The organism is Allobosea sp. 2RAB26, assembly GCF_052115465.1.
Taxonomy (GTDB): Bacteria; Pseudomonadota; Alphaproteobacteria; order Rhizobiales; family Beijerinckiaceae; genus Allobosea.
Genome location: NZ_JBFRGS010000002.1, coordinates 15,703 through 30,480, shown reverse-complemented (window position 1 = coordinate 30,480; position 14,778 = coordinate 15,703). Strand labels below are relative to the sequence as shown.

The window sequence follows — 14,778 nt, the reverse complement described above, 5'->3', positions numbered from 1 at the left end:
GCGATGGCCGTCACTCTGTCGCGGGCCCGGCTCGGCGAAATCGGCAGCGCGGTCGCCCGGCCGCGCTATCGGCCGGAGGATCTGAGCGCCGGCATCGTCCATTTCGGCGTCGGCAATTTCCACCGCGCGCATCAGGCCTGCTATCTCGACGAACTCTTCGAGAGCGGGCTCGATCGCGACTGGGCGATCATCGGCACCGGCGTGCAGGAAAGCGATGCGGCGATGGGGCGCGAGCTTGCCGCCCAGGACTTCCTGACCACGGTCGTCGCGCAGGAAGCGACCTCCGCGCAGGCGCGGATCACCGGTGCGATGATCAATTTCATCCCGCCCGGCGACAGGGCAGGGCTGCTCGCTCGCCTCGTCGATGCCCGCACGCGGATCGTCTCGCTCACCGTCACCGAGGGCGGCTACTACATCGATCCGGCGACGCAGGCCTTCGACGCGAACCACCCCGATATCATTGCGGATGCCGCCGATAGGCTCGCCTCTCCAAAGACCGCCTTCGGGCTGATCGGCGCCGCCCTTCTGCAGCGCCGCGCCGCCGGCCTTGCGCCCTTCACGGTGATGTCCTGCGACAACCTGCCGGGCAATGGCCATGTCACGGAGAATGCCGTCGCCGGGCTGGTGGAACTGGTCGACCGTTCCGACGCGCACTGGATCCGCGAGAGCGTCGCCTTTCCCAACGGGATGGTCGACCGCATCACGCCCGCGACCTCGGAGCGCGAGCGCGCGGCCCTGCGCAGCGATTTCGGCATCGACGACCGGCGCCCGGTCTTCTGCGAGGATTTTCGGCAATGGGTGCTGGAGGATCGCTTCCCCGCCGGGCGGCCGCGGCTCGAACAGGTCGGTGTCGAATTCGTCGCCGATGTCGCGCCCTTCGAGCTGATGAAAATCCGCATCCTGAATGGCGGGCACGCGGCGATCGCCTATCCCGCCGGCCTGCTCGATATCCATTTCGTACATGAGGCGATGGAGGACCCGCAGATCGCGCGTTTCCTCCGGGCCCTGCTCGATCACGAGATCATCCCGCTCGTGCCCCCTGTGCCCAATACCGACCTCGGGGCTTATCGGCGGACGATCGAGCGGCGCTTCGCCAATCCGAAGATCGGCGACACGATCCGCCGGCTTTGCCTGGACGGGTCGAACCGCCAGCCCAAGTTCATCCTGCCGACGCTGCGCGACGCGCTCGGGGCAGGCCGCCCCATCGACGGTCTCGCGCTCGTCTCCGCGCTCTGGTGCCGCTATTGCTATGGCGAAACCGAAAGCGGGCAGGCGATCGCGCCGAACGATCCGAGCTGGCAAAGGCTGACGGAGCAGGCCCGCAAGGCCAGAATCCAGCCGGAGTCCTGGCTCGCGATGCGGGATGTCTATGGCGATCTGGCGGACGACACGCGCTTCCGGGAGGCTTTTGGTCAGACCCTGCAACGAATTTGGCACGTCGGCACGCGGGCGAGCCTCGACCACTATCTGGCCCGCAACGCCCAGGGCTGAGCGCGTCGGCGTTCGGGCGCCGCGCTGCCAGGCTACAATCGGGGCATCAGGCTAGTCCGGTTCGCGGAACGGGGCGGGAATCTGGCTTATCAGGCAAGCTTGATGTCCAGCAGGCTTTCGATCGTCCTGATCCCGGTCTCCCCCTGGAGCCTCTCGTCGATCTCCTCTGCGCTGAGGCATCCTTCAAGCCAGAGGCCGTCGATCACGGCGTTGAGCGCGATGCTGAGGCGTTGCCGCTCGGCTGGGCCTGGATTGCGCTGCTCGGCCGTCAGCACTTCGCCGATCAGGATGTCGCAGGCGCGTCGGTAGGCGAGATATTTGTCGCGATGCACCTCGGCGAAGGCAGGGTTGATCGGAACCTGGCTGATGAAGGTCGCCCATAGCGACAGGACGCGAGGATCGGCGACCGGCCCGCTGATGCTCGCGAGGATGAAACGACGCAGCTTCTCATGCGCGCTGCCCTCCGTCTCGACGATCGCGAGAGGCGGTCCGGTGATGATCTCGATCGTCCGACGGTACGCTTCGACCATCAGATTGTCCTTCGACGCGAAGTGGTGCCGGATCAGGCCGTTGCTGACGCCGGCATGGGCAGCCACGGCGCGTACCGTCGTGCCCTGGATGCCGAGCTCCGCGATGCAGTCGAGCGCGGCCTCGATCAGGTCGGCGCGTCGGTTGAAGTCGGGGGCCCGCCTGAATGTCGCCGTCATCACTGTGCCTCCGATGCAGTCAGGGTCGGCATGCCGGGATTATGCGCTTGCATAGTTGCAATACATTCGCATAGTCCCGCGCCACAAGACCCGCCACGATCCCGAACCCGACGCACCGGCAGACACAGCGCTTGACCCAGCATTCGACACACATGAGCGAGCGCTCCAGGGGGACGTTCCTCGTCCTGGCGGCGACGATCTGCTGGAGCGCCAGCGGTCTCTATTCGCGCCTGCTGACCACCGATGTCTGGACGGCGATCGGATGGCGCTCCCTGTTCGCCGGCCTCTTCCTGATCGGGCCCTTGCTTTTTCTCGGCGGCGGCCTGTCGCGCCGGCACTGGCGGACGGTCGTGCAGCCGGCCGGATTGGCCATGATCGCCTGCCAGACGATCAGCCAGGCGAGCTTCATCGGTGCCTATTACACGACCAGCGTCGCCAACGTGGCCGCGATTTATGCGACAGCGCCGTTCATTGCCGCATTGCTGGGCTGGCTGCTCCTGAAGGAGCGCGCCTCCTGGCGCACGCTGGCGACGGGCCTGGTCTGCCTGATCGGGGTCGGCATCATCATGGCGTCGTCGATCGGCGGCGGGCGGGTCGTCGGAGACCTGCTTGCCCTCGTCATGACGGCCTCGTTCGCCATGGTCATCGTGCTGCCAAGGCTTAACCCGGACCTGCCGGCGCTGCCGCCCATCATCGTCAGCGCGCTTTTGACCTTCGTGCTGTTTGCCCCTTTCGGCTCGGCTGGTTCGCTCGACCTCCATAACTGGGTCGTGCTTGCGGCCTTCGGCGCCACGAATTTCTCGATAGCCCTGGTGCTCTTCATCATGGGCGCACGTCACCTGCCGCCGGCCGAGGCGGCGCTCATCGGGACCACGGAGATCGTGATGACCCCCTTGTGGGTCTGGCTCCTGCTGGCCGAGAAACCGCCGGTTGCCACGGTCATCGGGGGCGCAGTCATCTTCGCAGCGGTCGTCTGCCATACGGCGATCGAATTGACGCGGACCCGCCGGCTGAGCCGTTCCTGATGTGACATGCGGCCAGCCCGGTCGTTCAGGTCGGCTCGAAACGTCGGGTCTGGCTACGCTTGCGGATCGGGCCCCCTGATCATCCCGAGGCCCTGGAATGTCCGGTGTGATCAGCGAGCCCGATCGGCGGGCCATGAACCAACACGGATTTTTGTTTGACCGGGCGTGGACGCGTGGTCGGATATGGCAGACCCTGTCGTCCGGGAATGGGCAGAGATGGGATGGATTGCGGCGCTCGATCGCGGGCGGACTGGAGGAATATCGGACAGGCACAATTCATGCTTCGCGGGGATTGCAGCAGGGGAGGCCGGGATGACGAAAGCCACCTACACAGACTGGATGGCCGTGCTGGAGCGCATGGAGCGAACCCAGCGCGAGCACTATCTCGCAGGCCATGACGACGAGGGCGACGCTTTGGGCAAGCAGATCGAGCAATGGATCCTGGCCGGCCGGGCCCAGGGCTATTGCGTGCGGGACGGCAGGCCCCTGACGGATACGCGGCACCCTTCCGAGACAAGCCTGGCCGGTGAGATGCAGCGCCAGTCGGGCCAGCACCGGTCGTCAAAGCACTGAGCCCCCGCGGGCGCGTAGCGCGCTGCTGCAACAGGAGACCGCGCGGCGAATGGGCGTCCGCTGTGCACAGGCGGCCGGCCCTGGAAGGTCCGGGAGATCCCATGCAACGCGTCGCCTCCTGCACATGCGGCCAGCTGAGCATCACCGTCGAAGGCGAGCCGCGTGGGGTCGGCCTGTGCCATTGCCTGGCATGTCAGAGCCGAACGGGAAGCGCTTTCGCCTATCTGGCCAGCTTCGCCGCTCCCTACACGGTGGCCGGGCGGGCGTCCGAATATGTTCGTACCGGCGACCAGGGAGCGGCGTTCAAATTCCGCTTCTGCCCGGTCTGCGGGAGCAATCTCTTCCACGGCGAGGAGGGGGCGACCGGGTCGGTCTCGGTTGCTGTCGGCGCCTTCGGCGACCCGGATTTCCCGCTGCCCCAGGTGTCCGTCTACGACATCCGGCGGCATGGATGGGTTGCGCTGCCCACCGGCATCCAGGCGTTTCCGCGAGACCCGGACTGAGCGGTCGGATACCGGCCTCGCGCCTCCCGGATTGCCGCCTCAATCGGGCGCCTTGCGAAAATCCGTACCGTCGAGCACCTCCGCCAGAAGCCGCGTTCCCAGATCGGCTTCCGCCTCGGAAAGCCCGGAAAATCCGAACAGCAGTCTCGATGTATCGGAGGATGCGACGTTCATCCGGGACAGCGGCATGACGACGACGCCCTTCGCCAAAGCGGCCGCGGAGACAGCCCTGTCGTTGCTCCAGGTCCCCGTGCTGCGTGCGGTGAGATTGATGCCCTGATCAGGAACGACGACGGCAAGATGCTCGCTGGTACGGTCCCTCAGGAGGCCCGTCAGCAGATCCCGCGAAGCGCGCAGCCGCTCCCTGAGGCGGCGCAGATGGGCTGGAAAATAGCCCTCATTGAGAAAATCGCCGACGACGCGTTGCTGGAAAGTCGGCGGGCAGCGGTCAAGCGCCGGGCGCACCGCCCGGAACACCGGCACCAGATCGGCCGGGACCACGAGATAGCCAAGCCGCAGGCTCGGCAGCAGGGCTTTGCTGAACGTGCCGGTGTAGAGGACACGATTGGCCTGATCCAGGCCTTGCAGCGAGGCGATCGGATGACCGTCATAGCGAAATTCGCTGTCATAGTCGTCCTCGACAATCCAGCAGCCATGCTCCCTTGCATAGGCGAGAAGCTCGAGCCGCCGCGGCAGGGAAAGAACGGAGCCGACCGGATACTGGTTTGACGGCGTCACATAGAACAGCGCCGGTGGTTGCAGCGAGCCGGCCGCCAAGACCTCCGTCATGACCCCCTCGTGATCCACGGGCAGGCCGACGATCTGCGCGCCATTGAGAGTCAGGCATTGTCTGGCCGGCGGATAACACGGGTCCTCGACAACAACGCTGTCGCCAGGCGAGGCCAGCACGCGAAAGGCCAGGTCGAGCGCCTGCTGCGTTCCGGCCGTGATGAACAGCTGATCAGGCGTACAGCGCACCCCCCGTGAAACGGCCAGGTGAGCGGCGATCGCAGCCCGAAGCGCGGGCTCCCCCTGAATATCGCCGTAGCCTTCAAAGGCGTAGTTCATGTGCCGGCCGGCAATGCGGTTCAGGAGGCCGGCGGTGCGCTCATCATGGGCGATCCGGCCCGTCACAAACGGCAGGGGCCTTTGTGGTTCGAGGCTGGGTCCGGAGGTGAGAACCCGCGTGACCGCTTGCGAGAGCGTGCGGCCGGTCGCGTGAGCCACTGGCTCCTTGCGTTCACCGGCTCTCAAAAGCCCATCCGGTGCGCCTGCAGAAATATAGGTGCCCGACCCGTGGCGGGCGATGGCGTAGCCCTCGGCGATCAGGATCTCATAGGCCTCGGCAATGGTGCCGCGCGACAGCTTCCATTCCTGCGACGCCAGGCGGGTCGAGGGCAGGCGCTGTCCCGCATCCAACCGGCCGTCGGCAATCGCACCGCGCAGGGCAAGGTAGAGTTGCCGCGCCAGGGATGCCGGGGAGGATGGATTGATACCCGGCTGAAAGCGAGCCGATGGGCTTTCCCTGCGCCGCTTCAGGTTCATCAAGCCTCCCATCCAAATAGCTCACCAAGTGGCTCAGGGTGGAATCGTATAGTGGCTCTGTAAATTGAATCAATAATGCATTCTGATTGAGCCACTTTCAAAATGCCGCCGCAGATCGACGAGGAGAAGCAGGGATGGAGATGCAGGCGCCACGCCGCTGCAGGCCCTCTTCGACCGCGTCTTCGCCCATCACGGCTTCGCGGTCGGTTTTTGAGCCTTCTGCAAAGCGAATCTCCCGGAGTTCCTGATGTCGATGTCTTCGCCCCGATTGCGGATTGCCGTGCTGTTCGGCGGACGCTCCGCCGAGCATGACGTGTCCGTGCTGTCGGCCACCAATGTGATGAATGCGCTGGAGCCCGCGAAATATGACGCGGTACCGATTTTCGTGACGCGCGAAGGGCAATGGCTGCTGAGCCGCCTCGAGGGGGGCATGCTCGCCAAACCCGAGAGCGGTACGGAGGTCTCCCTCGTCCCGGGCGGACGCGGGCGAATGATCGCGATCGAGGCCGGCGGCAGGATGGTCGACGCCGGGACGATCGACATCCTGTTTCCCGTCCTGCACGGGCTCTATGGCGAGGACGGTTCGATACAGGGGCTTGCGGAAGTCGCGCGCGTGCCGCTCGCGGGCTGCGGCATCCTCGGCTCTGCGGCGGCGCTGGACAAGGATATCGCCAAGCGCCTGCTGCGGGCTGCCGGCCTTCCGGTCGCCCGATCCGTGACCATCAGCGACGATGCTGCACCTGACCTTCCTGCTTTGGAACGAGAACTTGGGCTACCGCTTTTCATCAAGCCGGCGCGGCAGGGCTCTTCGATCGGCGTCAGAAAGGTCTCCGGAAGCCAGGAATTCAGGCCGGCGCTGAGCGAGGGGTTCCGGCATGACCGCAAGTTGCTTGCCGAAGAATTCATCCAGGGGCGCGAGATCGAATTCAGTGTGCTGGAAGATCAAAGGGGCGGATTGTTCGTATCCCGGCCCGGAGAGATCGTTCCGGCCGAGAGCCATGGCTTCTACAGCTACGACGCCAAATATATCGACGAGAACGGTGCGGCGTTGAAGGTACCGGCGGAATTGCCCGCAGAGGTCGAGGCGCAGATGCGGGAGATGGCCGCCAGGGCATTCAGGGCTCTCGGCTGCGATGGCATGGCGCGCGTCGATTTCTTCCTGACGGCGGATATGCAGCCTCTCGTGAACGAGGTGAACACGATTCCGGGCTTCACCAATATCAGCATGTATTCCAAGGCGATGGCCGCCAGCGGCGTGAGCTATGCCGAAATCATCGATCGTCTCGTCTCGCATGGCCTGGCGCGCGCCGGTCGGGCCGGCTGACACTGACGGTGAACAGGATCAGTGCCGCCGAGGCGAGCAGCGGTTGGAGCAACGGACCGATCGGCGTCGCTGTTCTCAACGGATGATTGCCGGCAACTCCGGCCTTCGTTCGGCAGTTCGATCCTCTGAGGGGCGAGCATTTGGCAAGGAGCCGGGGCGAGCAACCGTCAGCGCAGGCGAGCACTCGATCCCGCGCTGTCGGCGCCGGACCAGGGCTTCGGGAGCGGTCTCGGTGGGAACGGGCGGCCGGCTCGGACGTTGGAGCCGCACATGCAAGATCCGGGCGGCGCCAAACCTGGCCCCGACGACTTGCAAGCCAGCGACGGGCAGCCATCATGAGCAAATCAAGATCGACGGGAACGCCAAGGGCAAACCCCGGCAACGGGGGCGAGACGCACCAGACTGCTTCTGCTCCGGACAAGCGGATCACGACGAACCACGGCGTGCCGGTGAGCGACAACCAGAACTCGCTCAGGGCGGGGCGGCGTGGCCCGACCCTGCTCGAGGATTTCGTGCTCCGGGAAAAGATCCAGCATTTCGACCACGAGCGCATTCCCGAGAGGATCGTCCATGCACGCGGCTCGGCGGCGCACGGCTATTTCGAGCTGACTGAGTCGCTGGCCGAATTCACCCGCGCCAGGATCCTCACCGAAGTCGGCGTCAAGACGGAGCTGTTCACGCGCTTCTCGACCGTCGCGGGCGGCGCCGGTTCTGTCGACACGCCGCGCGATGTGCGTGGCTTTGCGGTCAAGTTCTACACCCGGGAGGGCAACTGGGACCTCGTCGGCAACAACATCCCGGTCTTCTTCATCCAGGACGCGATCAAGTTTCCCGATCTCATTCACGCCGTGAAGATGGAGGCCGATCGCGGGTATCCGCAGGCCGCCAGCGCCCATGACACCTTCTGGGATTTCATCGGCCTGATGCCCGAGGCCACCCACATGATCATGTGGGCGATGTCGGACCGGGCCATTCCGCGTTCGTTGCGCATGATGGAGGGTTTTGGAGTCAACACCTTCCGGCTTTTGAACGACAAGGATGAGCCGACCTTCGTCAAGTTCCACTGGCGGCCGAAGCTCGGCACGCAATCGACTTGCTGGGACGAGGCCGTGAAGATCGCCGGTGCCGATCCCGATTATCACCGTCGCGATCTGCATGAAGCCATCGCTGCGGGTGATTTTCCGGAATGGGAGTTCGGTGTCCAGCTCCTGAGCCAGAAGGAGGCGGACGCGCTGCCATTCGACATTCTCGATGCCACCAAGCTGATACCCGAGGAGCTCGTGCCGATCCGCTTCATCGGCCGCATGGTGCTCAATCGCAACCCGGACAACTTCTTTGCCGAGACGGAACAGGTCGCCTTCCTGCCGACCAACATGCCGCCGGGCATCGACGTCTCGGAGGATCCGCTGCTGCAGGGGCGGCTTTTCTCCTATCAGGACACGCAGCTCTCGCGCCTTGGCACCGTCAACTTCCACCAGATCCCGATCAACAAGGCCAAGGGCTGCCCCTTCCAGAATCTGCAGCGCGACGGGCAGATGCAGACAAAGGTGTTCACGGGGCGAGCGAATTACGAGCCCAACAGCCTCAGCGAGGCCGGCGAGGACGGCGGGCCGCGCGAGGATCCGAACGGCGGCTTCCGGACCTTCGCCCTGCCGGTGGAGGAGACGAAGCTCAGGCTGCGTTCGGAGAGTTTCGCCGACCATTACTCGCATGCCCGACTGTTCTTTCGATCGCAGACGGAGATCGAGCAGGCCCACATCGCCAGCGCGCTGGTCTTCGAGCTGTCGAAGGTCTCGCTCGACCATGTCCGCCTGCGGGTTCTCTCCAATCTGCGCAATGTCGACGAGACACTGGCCGGTCGCGTCGCGGACGGCATGAACATGGCGCTGCCCAAGGCATCGGCGCCGGCCGTGGCCCCGCAGGACATGGAGGTTTCGCCAGCCCTGCGCATCGTCGGCAAGTATCCCGAGACGCTGAAGGGCCGGGTGGTCGGTGTCCTGGTTTCGGACGGGGCGGACGGAGCCTTGATCGACATGCTTGGGAAGGCCGTCGAGGGCGAGGGCGGCACGGTCAAGATCGTCGCGCCAAGGATCGGCGGCGTGACCTTAAAGGGCGGCAGGACGCTGAAGGCCGACGGTCAACTGGCGGGCACGCCGTCGGTGATGTTCGACGCTATCGCCCTCGTGCTGTCCGAAGCGGGTTGCGCAGCCCTGCTCAGCGAGGGTGCAGCCATCGATTTCGCCAAGGACGCCTTTGGCCATCTCAAGGCGATCGGCTTCAGCGCCGAAGCGAAACCGCTCCTCGACAAGGCGGGCATCGTCGCGGATGCGGGCGTCGTGGAGCTTGGTGCCAAGGCTCAGGCCTTTCTTGCCCCCGCCCGCACGCGCCAATGGGGCCGCGAGCCAAAGGTTCGTACCCTGGCTTGAGCCGGAAGGCCGGGAACCCGCAAGGCTCGGCCGTCAGGATGGGCCCACCATGCAGAACGGTGGTGGGTCTTTCCGTTGGGCAGGAGGCGTCAAAGCGGTTTGCTGCTAGGAATGCGGCAGATCGGGTGGGACGCGGATAGGCGAAGCATGGGCGTCGAGCTGCGCGAAGTGACCGCCGCAACCGTTCGATCGATCTGCAGTCTGGAGGTCGCCGACGAACAGCGCACGTATGTTGCGCCTGTAGCGGTATCGATAGCTCAGGCTCATTTCGAGCCGACATCGATGTTTCGAGCGATCTATGCGGATGACGAGCCCGTGGGCTTCATCCTGTGGCGCAGCGGGGAACCGCCGAAATCGGCTTATCTCTGGCGCTTCATGGTCGACAGGAAGCACCAGGGGAAGGGCCATGCGCGTGCCGCGATGGAATTGGCCTTTACGGAATGGCGTGCGCTCGGCTTCGACCGGGTGATCACCAGCGTTGTTCTGGGCCAGCACAGCCCGCTGGGCTTTTACCTGTCGCTTGGATTTACAGAGGCGAATGAGACCACGCCCCATGGCGAATGGGTTCTTCGCAAGACACTCTAGCCGTTCCACGCGCTGGCATCGGATCTCCGCCGACTGGCCCGTCTCCGGAGCGCTTTCGGCCGGTGCCGTTGAATTCGGTACGAAATTCATGAAACTCGCGGGCAGCAAGGTTTTGGATCCAGCGAAACTGCTTGCCGACATTCGATATCTCGAAAACATCGACAATATGCGCACTCTGCTCGTCTAGCCTCTGCAACCTTGCCAATCCGGCATGTGCAGAGCCGGCCTGCGCTTGACCCGTCAGCAGTCGCGTCCCGGCACCGTGCCGGCCAGGACGCGGGCGACCGGGGCGCCGGGCGCGGCCCATCGGGGACCAGAGGGATGCCCGCTCGTTTCACAGTGATCCGCGAGGATTCCCACGAACTGGCCCGCCATCCCGAGAGAGAAGGCGGGTCTTTTTCGTTAACCTTCGCAAGATAACTTCCTCAATCGATGGAACCGATTGGGGAAATGGGAATTTCCCTTCCGTCATGCTACATTGAATGGGCGGCGTCGTCGTCCTGGCAACGAGGGATAACCGATATGAAAACCATACTGGTTCTGGCCGTTTCTGTGGGGCTGATGGGCATTGGTGGCTGTGCCGCCGATATGTACGGCAAGGGCAAAGGCAAAGCCCCGCCGCCGGTGGCTTCGCCGATCGTGACCAAGGGCTGAGGCCCGAATCCAGCGACCCTCGGGTCGCCCGAGTTTGCCCGCTGCTCCGAAAGGGGCGGCGGGTCTTTTTTTGTCTGCCTGTGCCGGTCCTGCCGCGGATCGGCCCGACGTAGCGAGCCGCGCGTGGCACCCGCTGCCGAACGGACGAGCGCCTCGTCCCCTGGGTGTTGACGATGATCAAGGGTGGGGTGGATGATCGGCTGCCGACCGCGCGATCCGAACTGCTGGCAACGACACCCTGCTGTTCAGCGAACTTGGCCTGTCATCGAGGATTGAAGCCAGATGTTGCGAATGTCCATTGTGGTCATTGCGGCGCTGCTCGTGACAGGCGTCGTCGCATTCGAAGATATCGATGGCAGTTTGGCCAAGCTGGATCCGATAGACCGAGCGACTCTGATTGAGGCTATCGATCTGCACATGAACGACGGTACTTCGACTAAAATCAGAAATGTCAGGCCTGTGTCTGAGAACGTATACCTTTGCGGATGGATCGATTCAAAGAATAGCTTCGGCGCTTTTGTGGGGTACCGCAGATTTATTCTCCATATGGGCAGCAAGGAATTTTTATACGACGGAGATTTCCACCGAGGCACCGAGCATCTCGCCGCATCGACCAAACGATTTATTGGCGCGAAGTGCGGGCAGGGGTCGTAATTGCGCGCGATCGTATGGGCGAGGAGTAACGAGCGGGCGGATCAGCCAAACCTGCCCGTGGACGAGAAATACACAGCACGCTGCGGAGCCGGGAGCATCGCAACGATTTGGTCATGCGTGTCGGTGCTGTCCATGTCCTGCTCCGTCACTGCCCAAAAAAAGAGGCCCGGCCCGTCACGGCGCAGCTTCAGCCCGTCGTCCTGAGCAATGGTAGCCGCTCGTTCGCTGGCCTGAGAGGCCGCCCCATAGCGCAGGGAACCGAATGCCCCACCGGATGTTGCTCGATTGTGGCGCTGGCCACGGGCAATCAGGAGGAGGGGGCAATGGACGGTATCATCTATCTCGTCGGGTTGATTGTGGTGGTCATGGCCATCCTCTCGTTCCTTGGTCTGCGTTGAGAGGAGGCGAGAATGGCTGTTCTTCCCACAGAAACCGATGTCTCGATCGCGGTCGCGCCGGCTCCGTCCTCCTATCTGGAATGGGCCCCCATCCTGGGGGGAGCGGTGCTCGCAGCCGCCATCTCCTCGATCATGACGGCCTTCGGGTCGGCGATCGGGCTTTCCTTGGTTTCGGCGGAGCCGTCGCGCAGCTCTTCGCTCGCCGTGCTCGGCATCGCAGCAGCGCTATGGGCGCTCTGGGTCACCGTCTCGGCCTGCATTGCCGGCGGCTATGTGGCCGGCCGGATGCGGCGCCCTGTTCCCGATGCCACCGCCCACGAACGGGAGATGCGTGACGGAGCGCATGGCCTCCTGGTCTGGGCAACGGGGGCGCTCCTGCTGGCTTTCATCGCGACGTCATCAGCTGTCGGCGCCGGCCGCACAGCCCTTGAGGGCGCGGGAGCCGCAACCTCGGGGGCGACTTCGCTCCTGAAGCTGAAGCCGGATCCGCTCGGCTCGGCCCTCGATGGCATCCTGCGGGCGCCCGGCGCCGGTGCGCCGGTGACGCCCGAAGAGCGTTCGGAGCTGAGCCGGCTGATGTCGACGGCGATGGTGAATGGCACGCTCGATCCGGCGGACCGCGACTATATCGCGACCCGCATGGCAAGCCGTGCCGGGATCGGCAAGCCCGAGGCGGAAAAGCGTGTCGATGACACGCTGGCAAAACTGAACCAGGCCAAGGAGACGGCGAAGCAGGCCGCCGAAAAGGCACGGAAGGTCGGCATTATCTCGGCCTTCCTGACGGCCGCCGTGCTTCTCGTCGGTGCTGCCGCGGGCTGGTTCGGGGCGGTGCTTGGAGGTGGCCACCGTGACGAGCAGCGCGAAATGCCGGGTTGGGGCCGGCGCCGGCTCTGATCCAGTCGTTCCGACAGGTCGAAGCCCGCCGGGTTTCGCCCTGTCCTTGCATTCAGGCAGGATGAAGCGGCCGCCGGGATTGGCGGCCCTTCTGCGTTCTCGGGCCCAGGACTCCGCAATCACGGCACTGGAGGGGCCGGAGCACCCCTGTTTGGGTTGCGCTCAGCCGCCGGTCAGGTCGCGGCTTTGGCGATCGAGCTCCGCATTGTAGCGGCGCAGGGCGAACTGCTCGGTCAGAAGGCCGATCACTTGCAGCGTCTCGCGGCTGTCGACGACGGCGAGCTCCTCGCTCTGCGATGCGGCAAACAGCGCCGCAGCCTCGCGGATATTCATCGAGGGCAGCAGGACGTCCTTTTGGTTGCGGGCGAGTTCAGCGACCGTGGCGACCTCCAGATCGGCGCCATACGCCTCGGATACCAGCACCAGGCCGGCATAGCGGCCCTGTCCATCGACCAGCACGGCGCGCTGGTTCGCGCCCAGCGGGAATGCGCGGCGGAAGCCTTCGAGGGATGTGCCTTCCGCGACCGTCCTGACATCCCGGCGCATCATGCGCCCGACGGCGAGGTCGCGAACCCAGCCGATATCGGCAGCGCTGCGGATCGCCTCGCCGCGCAGGTGAAAGCGCCAGGTCGCGAAGGAATAGCCGAAGGTGCGGCGCACCGTGATCGAGGAGACGACCGAGGCGGCGAGCACCGCCACCGTGAGCGGCAGGCTGCCCGTCGTCTCGAGGGCGAGCAGGGCCATGGTCAGCGGGCCACCGACGACCGCGGTTGCCATCGCGCTCATGCCGACGACGGCGAAGACCGTCGAAGCGGCCGGAATCCCGAACCCGGCGGTCCAGGCCAGAGCCATCAGCTTGCCGAACATGGCGCCGATGAAGAGCGAGGCGAAGAACAGGCCGCCGCGAAAGCCAGAGCCGATCGAGACCGCCGAGGCGACCGATTTCAGCAGGATTACGGTGAGGAGGAAGGACGCCGTGTAGTCGGCGGCGAAGCCGACATGCAGCGCGCTGTGTCCCGAGGACAGGACGGTCGGCGTCAGCAGGGCCAGCAGGCCCACCATCAACCCCCCGATGGCGGGACGCAGGGCGAGCGGCAGTCGGCTTTGCCTGAACAGGTACTCGGCCAGCGATACGCCCCGCATCAGCAGGATGCCGAGGCCGGCGCAGAGTGCCCCCATCACCATCACGAGGACATAGTCCTGCCCGGTGAGCGGCGCGGTGATGTCGACCTGGAACGGCATCGGCGTCAGGAAGAGCCGGGTCACGCCTATGGCGCAGAGCGAGGCGACGACGACCGGGGCGAGCATCGCGACGGTATAGGTCGCGATGATGAGCTCGAAGGCGTAGAAGGCGCCGGTCAGCGGCGCATCGAAGGCCGCGGCGATCGCGCCGGCGGCGCCGCAGCCGACCAGCACCCGCAAGTCGGCGCGCCGGACCTGCAGCAGGCGTCCGATCTTGGAGGCGAAGGCGGCACCGCCCTGCGTATAGCCGGCCTCCATGCCAACGGACGCGCCAAAACCGTTCGAGACCAGCGTCTGGGCCACGAGGATCAGGCTGTCCCGAAGCGACAGGCGCCCGCCGTGGAGAGCATTGGCCTCGATCGGGTCGACGACGGAGCCCCGCCTGCGGCGAGCCAGCACCACGCCGAGCACCCCCATCAAGAGGCCCCCCAGGACAGGTATTGCGACCGCGCGGAGCGGATCGACCAGGGCGGCCCCGCTGACGTCGCCCTTATGGGTCGCAAAGAAGGACAGGTGCAGGAATTTCGAAGCCCCGACCATCGCAACGACGAGCAGGCCGGCCGCGATGCCGACCAGGCCGGCGAAGACGACGAGCGCGATCTCGTCGCTGCGCAGCCGCCGTGGCAGGTCCCGTCTGAAGCGTAGCCAGGCCGCACGCGCGTTGCGGCGCAGACGGTTGCGACCGAGGGTTCCGAAGACCGTTGGCTCCACCACGCCTGTCACCCCAGCTAGCCGCATTCGGCTGGGAACCACGACG

At 65.2% G+C, this 14,778-nt stretch carries 15 protein-coding genes; 12 read left to right on the top strand and 3 right to left on the bottom strand.

What is annotated here, in order from left to right:
• Window positions 1-3: 3 nt before the first annotated feature.
• Window positions 4-1,491 carry a mannitol dehydrogenase family protein gene (locus AB4118_RS03255; protein WP_441488377.1) on the top strand — a complete coding sequence of 496 codons (1,488 nt, stop codon included), beginning with the start codon at window positions 4-6 and terminating at the stop codon, window positions 1,489-1,491.
• A gap of 89 nt (window positions 1,492-1,580) precedes the next feature.
• On the opposite strand, the gene AB4118_RS03250 is transcribed toward AB4118_RS03255, so the two are convergent.
• Complete coding sequence (locus AB4118_RS03250; RefSeq protein WP_441488376.1) at window positions 1,581-2,198, bottom strand: TetR family transcriptional regulator C-terminal domain-containing protein; 618 nt, start codon at window positions 2,196-2,198, stop codon at window positions 1,581-1,583.
• Between the two features lie 152 nt (window positions 2,199-2,350).
• On the opposite strand from AB4118_RS03250, the gene AB4118_RS03245 reads away from it, so the two are divergent.
• From AB4118_RS03245 to AB4118_RS03235, 3 genes are all read left to right on the top strand, one after another.
• Entirely contained in the window at window positions 2,351-3,223 is an 873-nt protein-coding gene (locus tag AB4118_RS03245) for a DMT family transporter (protein ID WP_441488375.1), read from the top strand.
• 312 nt (window positions 3,224-3,535) lie between these two features.
• Window positions 3,536-3,796 (top strand): hypothetical protein, encoded by a 261-nt coding sequence (locus AB4118_RS03240; RefSeq protein ID WP_441488374.1) that lies wholly within the window; start codon window positions 3,536-3,538, stop codon window positions 3,794-3,796.
• A 101-nt stretch (window positions 3,797-3,897) separates the two neighbouring features.
• Complete coding sequence (locus AB4118_RS03235; RefSeq protein WP_441488373.1) at window positions 3,898-4,299, top strand: GFA family protein; 402 nt, start codon at window positions 3,898-3,900, stop codon at window positions 4,297-4,299.
• A gap of 39 nt (window positions 4,300-4,338) precedes the next feature.
• On the opposite strand, the gene pdxR is transcribed toward AB4118_RS03235, so the two are convergent.
• Window positions 4,339-5,844 carry a MocR-like pyridoxine biosynthesis transcription factor PdxR gene (pdxR, locus tag AB4118_RS03230; RefSeq protein ID WP_441488372.1) on the bottom strand — a complete coding sequence of 502 codons (1,506 nt, stop codon included), beginning with the start codon at window positions 5,842-5,844 and terminating at the stop codon, window positions 4,339-4,341.
• A gap of 247 nt (window positions 5,845-6,091) precedes the next feature.
• Between pdxR and AB4118_RS03225 the strand changes: the two genes are divergently transcribed.
• The 8 genes from AB4118_RS03225 to AB4118_RS03190 all read left to right on the top strand — a co-directional run bounded on the left by AB4118_RS03225 (window position 6,092) and on the right by AB4118_RS03190 (window position 12,779).
• On the top strand, window positions 6,092-7,168 hold the full coding sequence (locus tag AB4118_RS03225) for a D-alanine--D-alanine ligase family protein (RefSeq protein ID WP_441488371.1): 1,077 nt from the start codon (window positions 6,092-6,094) through the stop codon (window positions 7,166-7,168).
• Window positions 7,169-7,503: 335 nt separating this feature from the next.
• The gene (locus tag AB4118_RS03220) at window positions 7,504-9,594 is read left to right on the top strand and encodes a catalase (protein WP_441488370.1); all 2,091 of its coding nucleotides are present in this window, start codon (window positions 7,504-7,506) and stop codon (window positions 9,592-9,594) included.
• Between the two features lie 147 nt (window positions 9,595-9,741).
• Window positions 9,742-10,179 (top strand): GNAT family N-acetyltransferase, encoded by a 438-nt coding sequence (locus tag AB4118_RS03215; RefSeq protein WP_441488369.1) that lies wholly within the window; start codon window positions 9,742-9,744, stop codon window positions 10,177-10,179.
• On the top strand, window positions 10,148-10,366 hold the full coding sequence (locus AB4118_RS03210) for a hypothetical protein (protein ID WP_441488847.1): 219 nt from the start codon (window positions 10,148-10,150) through the stop codon (window positions 10,364-10,366). The genes AB4118_RS03215 and AB4118_RS03210 overlap by 32 nt, the downstream gene beginning before the upstream one ends.
• 335 nt (window positions 10,367-10,701) lie before the next feature.
• A complete protein-coding gene (locus tag AB4118_RS03205; protein WP_113517473.1) occupies window positions 10,702-10,833 on the top strand; it encodes an ABC transporter in 132 nt (43 codons plus the stop codon).
• Window positions 10,834-11,124: 291 nt separating this feature from the next.
• On the top strand, window positions 11,125-11,487 hold the full coding sequence (locus AB4118_RS03200) for a hypothetical protein (RefSeq protein WP_441488368.1): 363 nt from the start codon (window positions 11,125-11,127) through the stop codon (window positions 11,485-11,487).
• Window positions 11,488-11,600: 113 nt separating this feature from the next.
• Window positions 11,601-11,885, top strand: a complete 285-nt coding sequence (locus AB4118_RS03195) for a hypothetical protein (protein ID WP_441488367.1) — start codon at window positions 11,601-11,603, stop codon at window positions 11,883-11,885.
• A gap of 12 nt (window positions 11,886-11,897) precedes the next feature.
• Window positions 11,898-12,779 carry a hypothetical protein gene (locus AB4118_RS03190; protein ID WP_441488366.1) on the top strand — a complete coding sequence of 294 codons (882 nt, stop codon included), beginning with the start codon at window positions 11,898-11,900 and terminating at the stop codon, window positions 12,777-12,779.
• 162 nt (window positions 12,780-12,941) lie between these two features.
• Here the strand turns inward: AB4118_RS03190 and AB4118_RS03185 are convergent, their stop codons facing one another.
• Window positions 12,942-14,759, bottom strand: coding sequence for a chloride channel protein (locus AB4118_RS03185; protein WP_441488828.1), 1,818 nt, complete (start codon window positions 14,757-14,759; stop codon window positions 12,942-12,944).
• Window positions 14,760-14,778 lie beyond the last annotated feature (19 nt).

Excerpts from the sequence above, each read along its gene's own strand:
- AB4118_RS03190 (WP_441488366.1), top strand. The coding sequence starts at position 11,898 with ATGGCTGTTCTTCCCACAGAAACCGATGTCTCGATCGCGGTCGCGCCG.
- AB4118_RS03235 (WP_441488373.1), top strand. The coding sequence starts at position 3,898 with ATGCAACGCGTCGCCTCCTGCACATGCGGCCAGCTGAGCATCACCGTC.
- AB4118_RS03220 (WP_441488370.1), top strand. The coding sequence starts at position 7,504 with ATGAGCAAATCAAGATCGACGGGAACGCCAAGGGCAAACCCCGGCAAC.
- AB4118_RS03210 (WP_441488847.1), top strand. The coding sequence starts at position 10,148 with ATGGCGAATGGGTTCTTCGCAAGACACTCTAGCCGTTCCACGCGCTGG.
- AB4118_RS03215 (WP_441488369.1), top strand. The coding sequence starts at position 9,742 with ATGGGCGTCGAGCTGCGCGAAGTGACCGCCGCAACCGTTCGATCGATC.
- AB4118_RS03225 (WP_441488371.1), top strand. The coding sequence starts at position 6,092 with ATGTCGATGTCTTCGCCCCGATTGCGGATTGCCGTGCTGTTCGGCGGA.
- AB4118_RS03255 (WP_441488377.1), top strand. The coding sequence starts at position 4 with ATGGCCGTCACTCTGTCGCGGGCCCGGCTCGGCGAAATCGGCAGCGCG.
- AB4118_RS03200 (WP_441488368.1), top strand. The coding sequence starts at position 11,125 with ATGTCCATTGTGGTCATTGCGGCGCTGCTCGTGACAGGCGTCGTCGCA.
- AB4118_RS03195 (WP_441488367.1), top strand. The coding sequence starts at position 11,601 with ATGCGTGTCGGTGCTGTCCATGTCCTGCTCCGTCACTGCCCAAAAAAA.
- AB4118_RS03205 (WP_113517473.1), top strand. The coding sequence starts at position 10,702 with ATGAAAACCATACTGGTTCTGGCCGTTTCTGTGGGGCTGATGGGCATT.
- AB4118_RS03250 (WP_441488376.1), bottom strand. The coding sequence starts at position 2,198 with ATGACGGCGACATTCAGGCGGGCCCCCGACTTCAACCGACGCGCCGAC.
- pdxR (WP_441488372.1), bottom strand. The coding sequence starts at position 5,844 with ATGAACCTGAAGCGGCGCAGGGAAAGCCCATCGGCTCGCTTTCAGCCG.
- AB4118_RS03185 (WP_441488828.1), bottom strand. The coding sequence starts at position 14,759 with ATGCGGCTAGCTGGGGTGACAGGCGTGGTGGAGCCAACGGTCTTCGGA.
- AB4118_RS03245 (WP_441488375.1), top strand. The coding sequence starts at position 2,351 with ATGAGCGAGCGCTCCAGGGGGACGTTCCTCGTCCTGGCGGCGACGATC.
- AB4118_RS03240 (WP_441488374.1), top strand. The coding sequence starts at position 3,536 with ATGACGAAAGCCACCTACACAGACTGGATGGCCGTGCTGGAGCGCATG.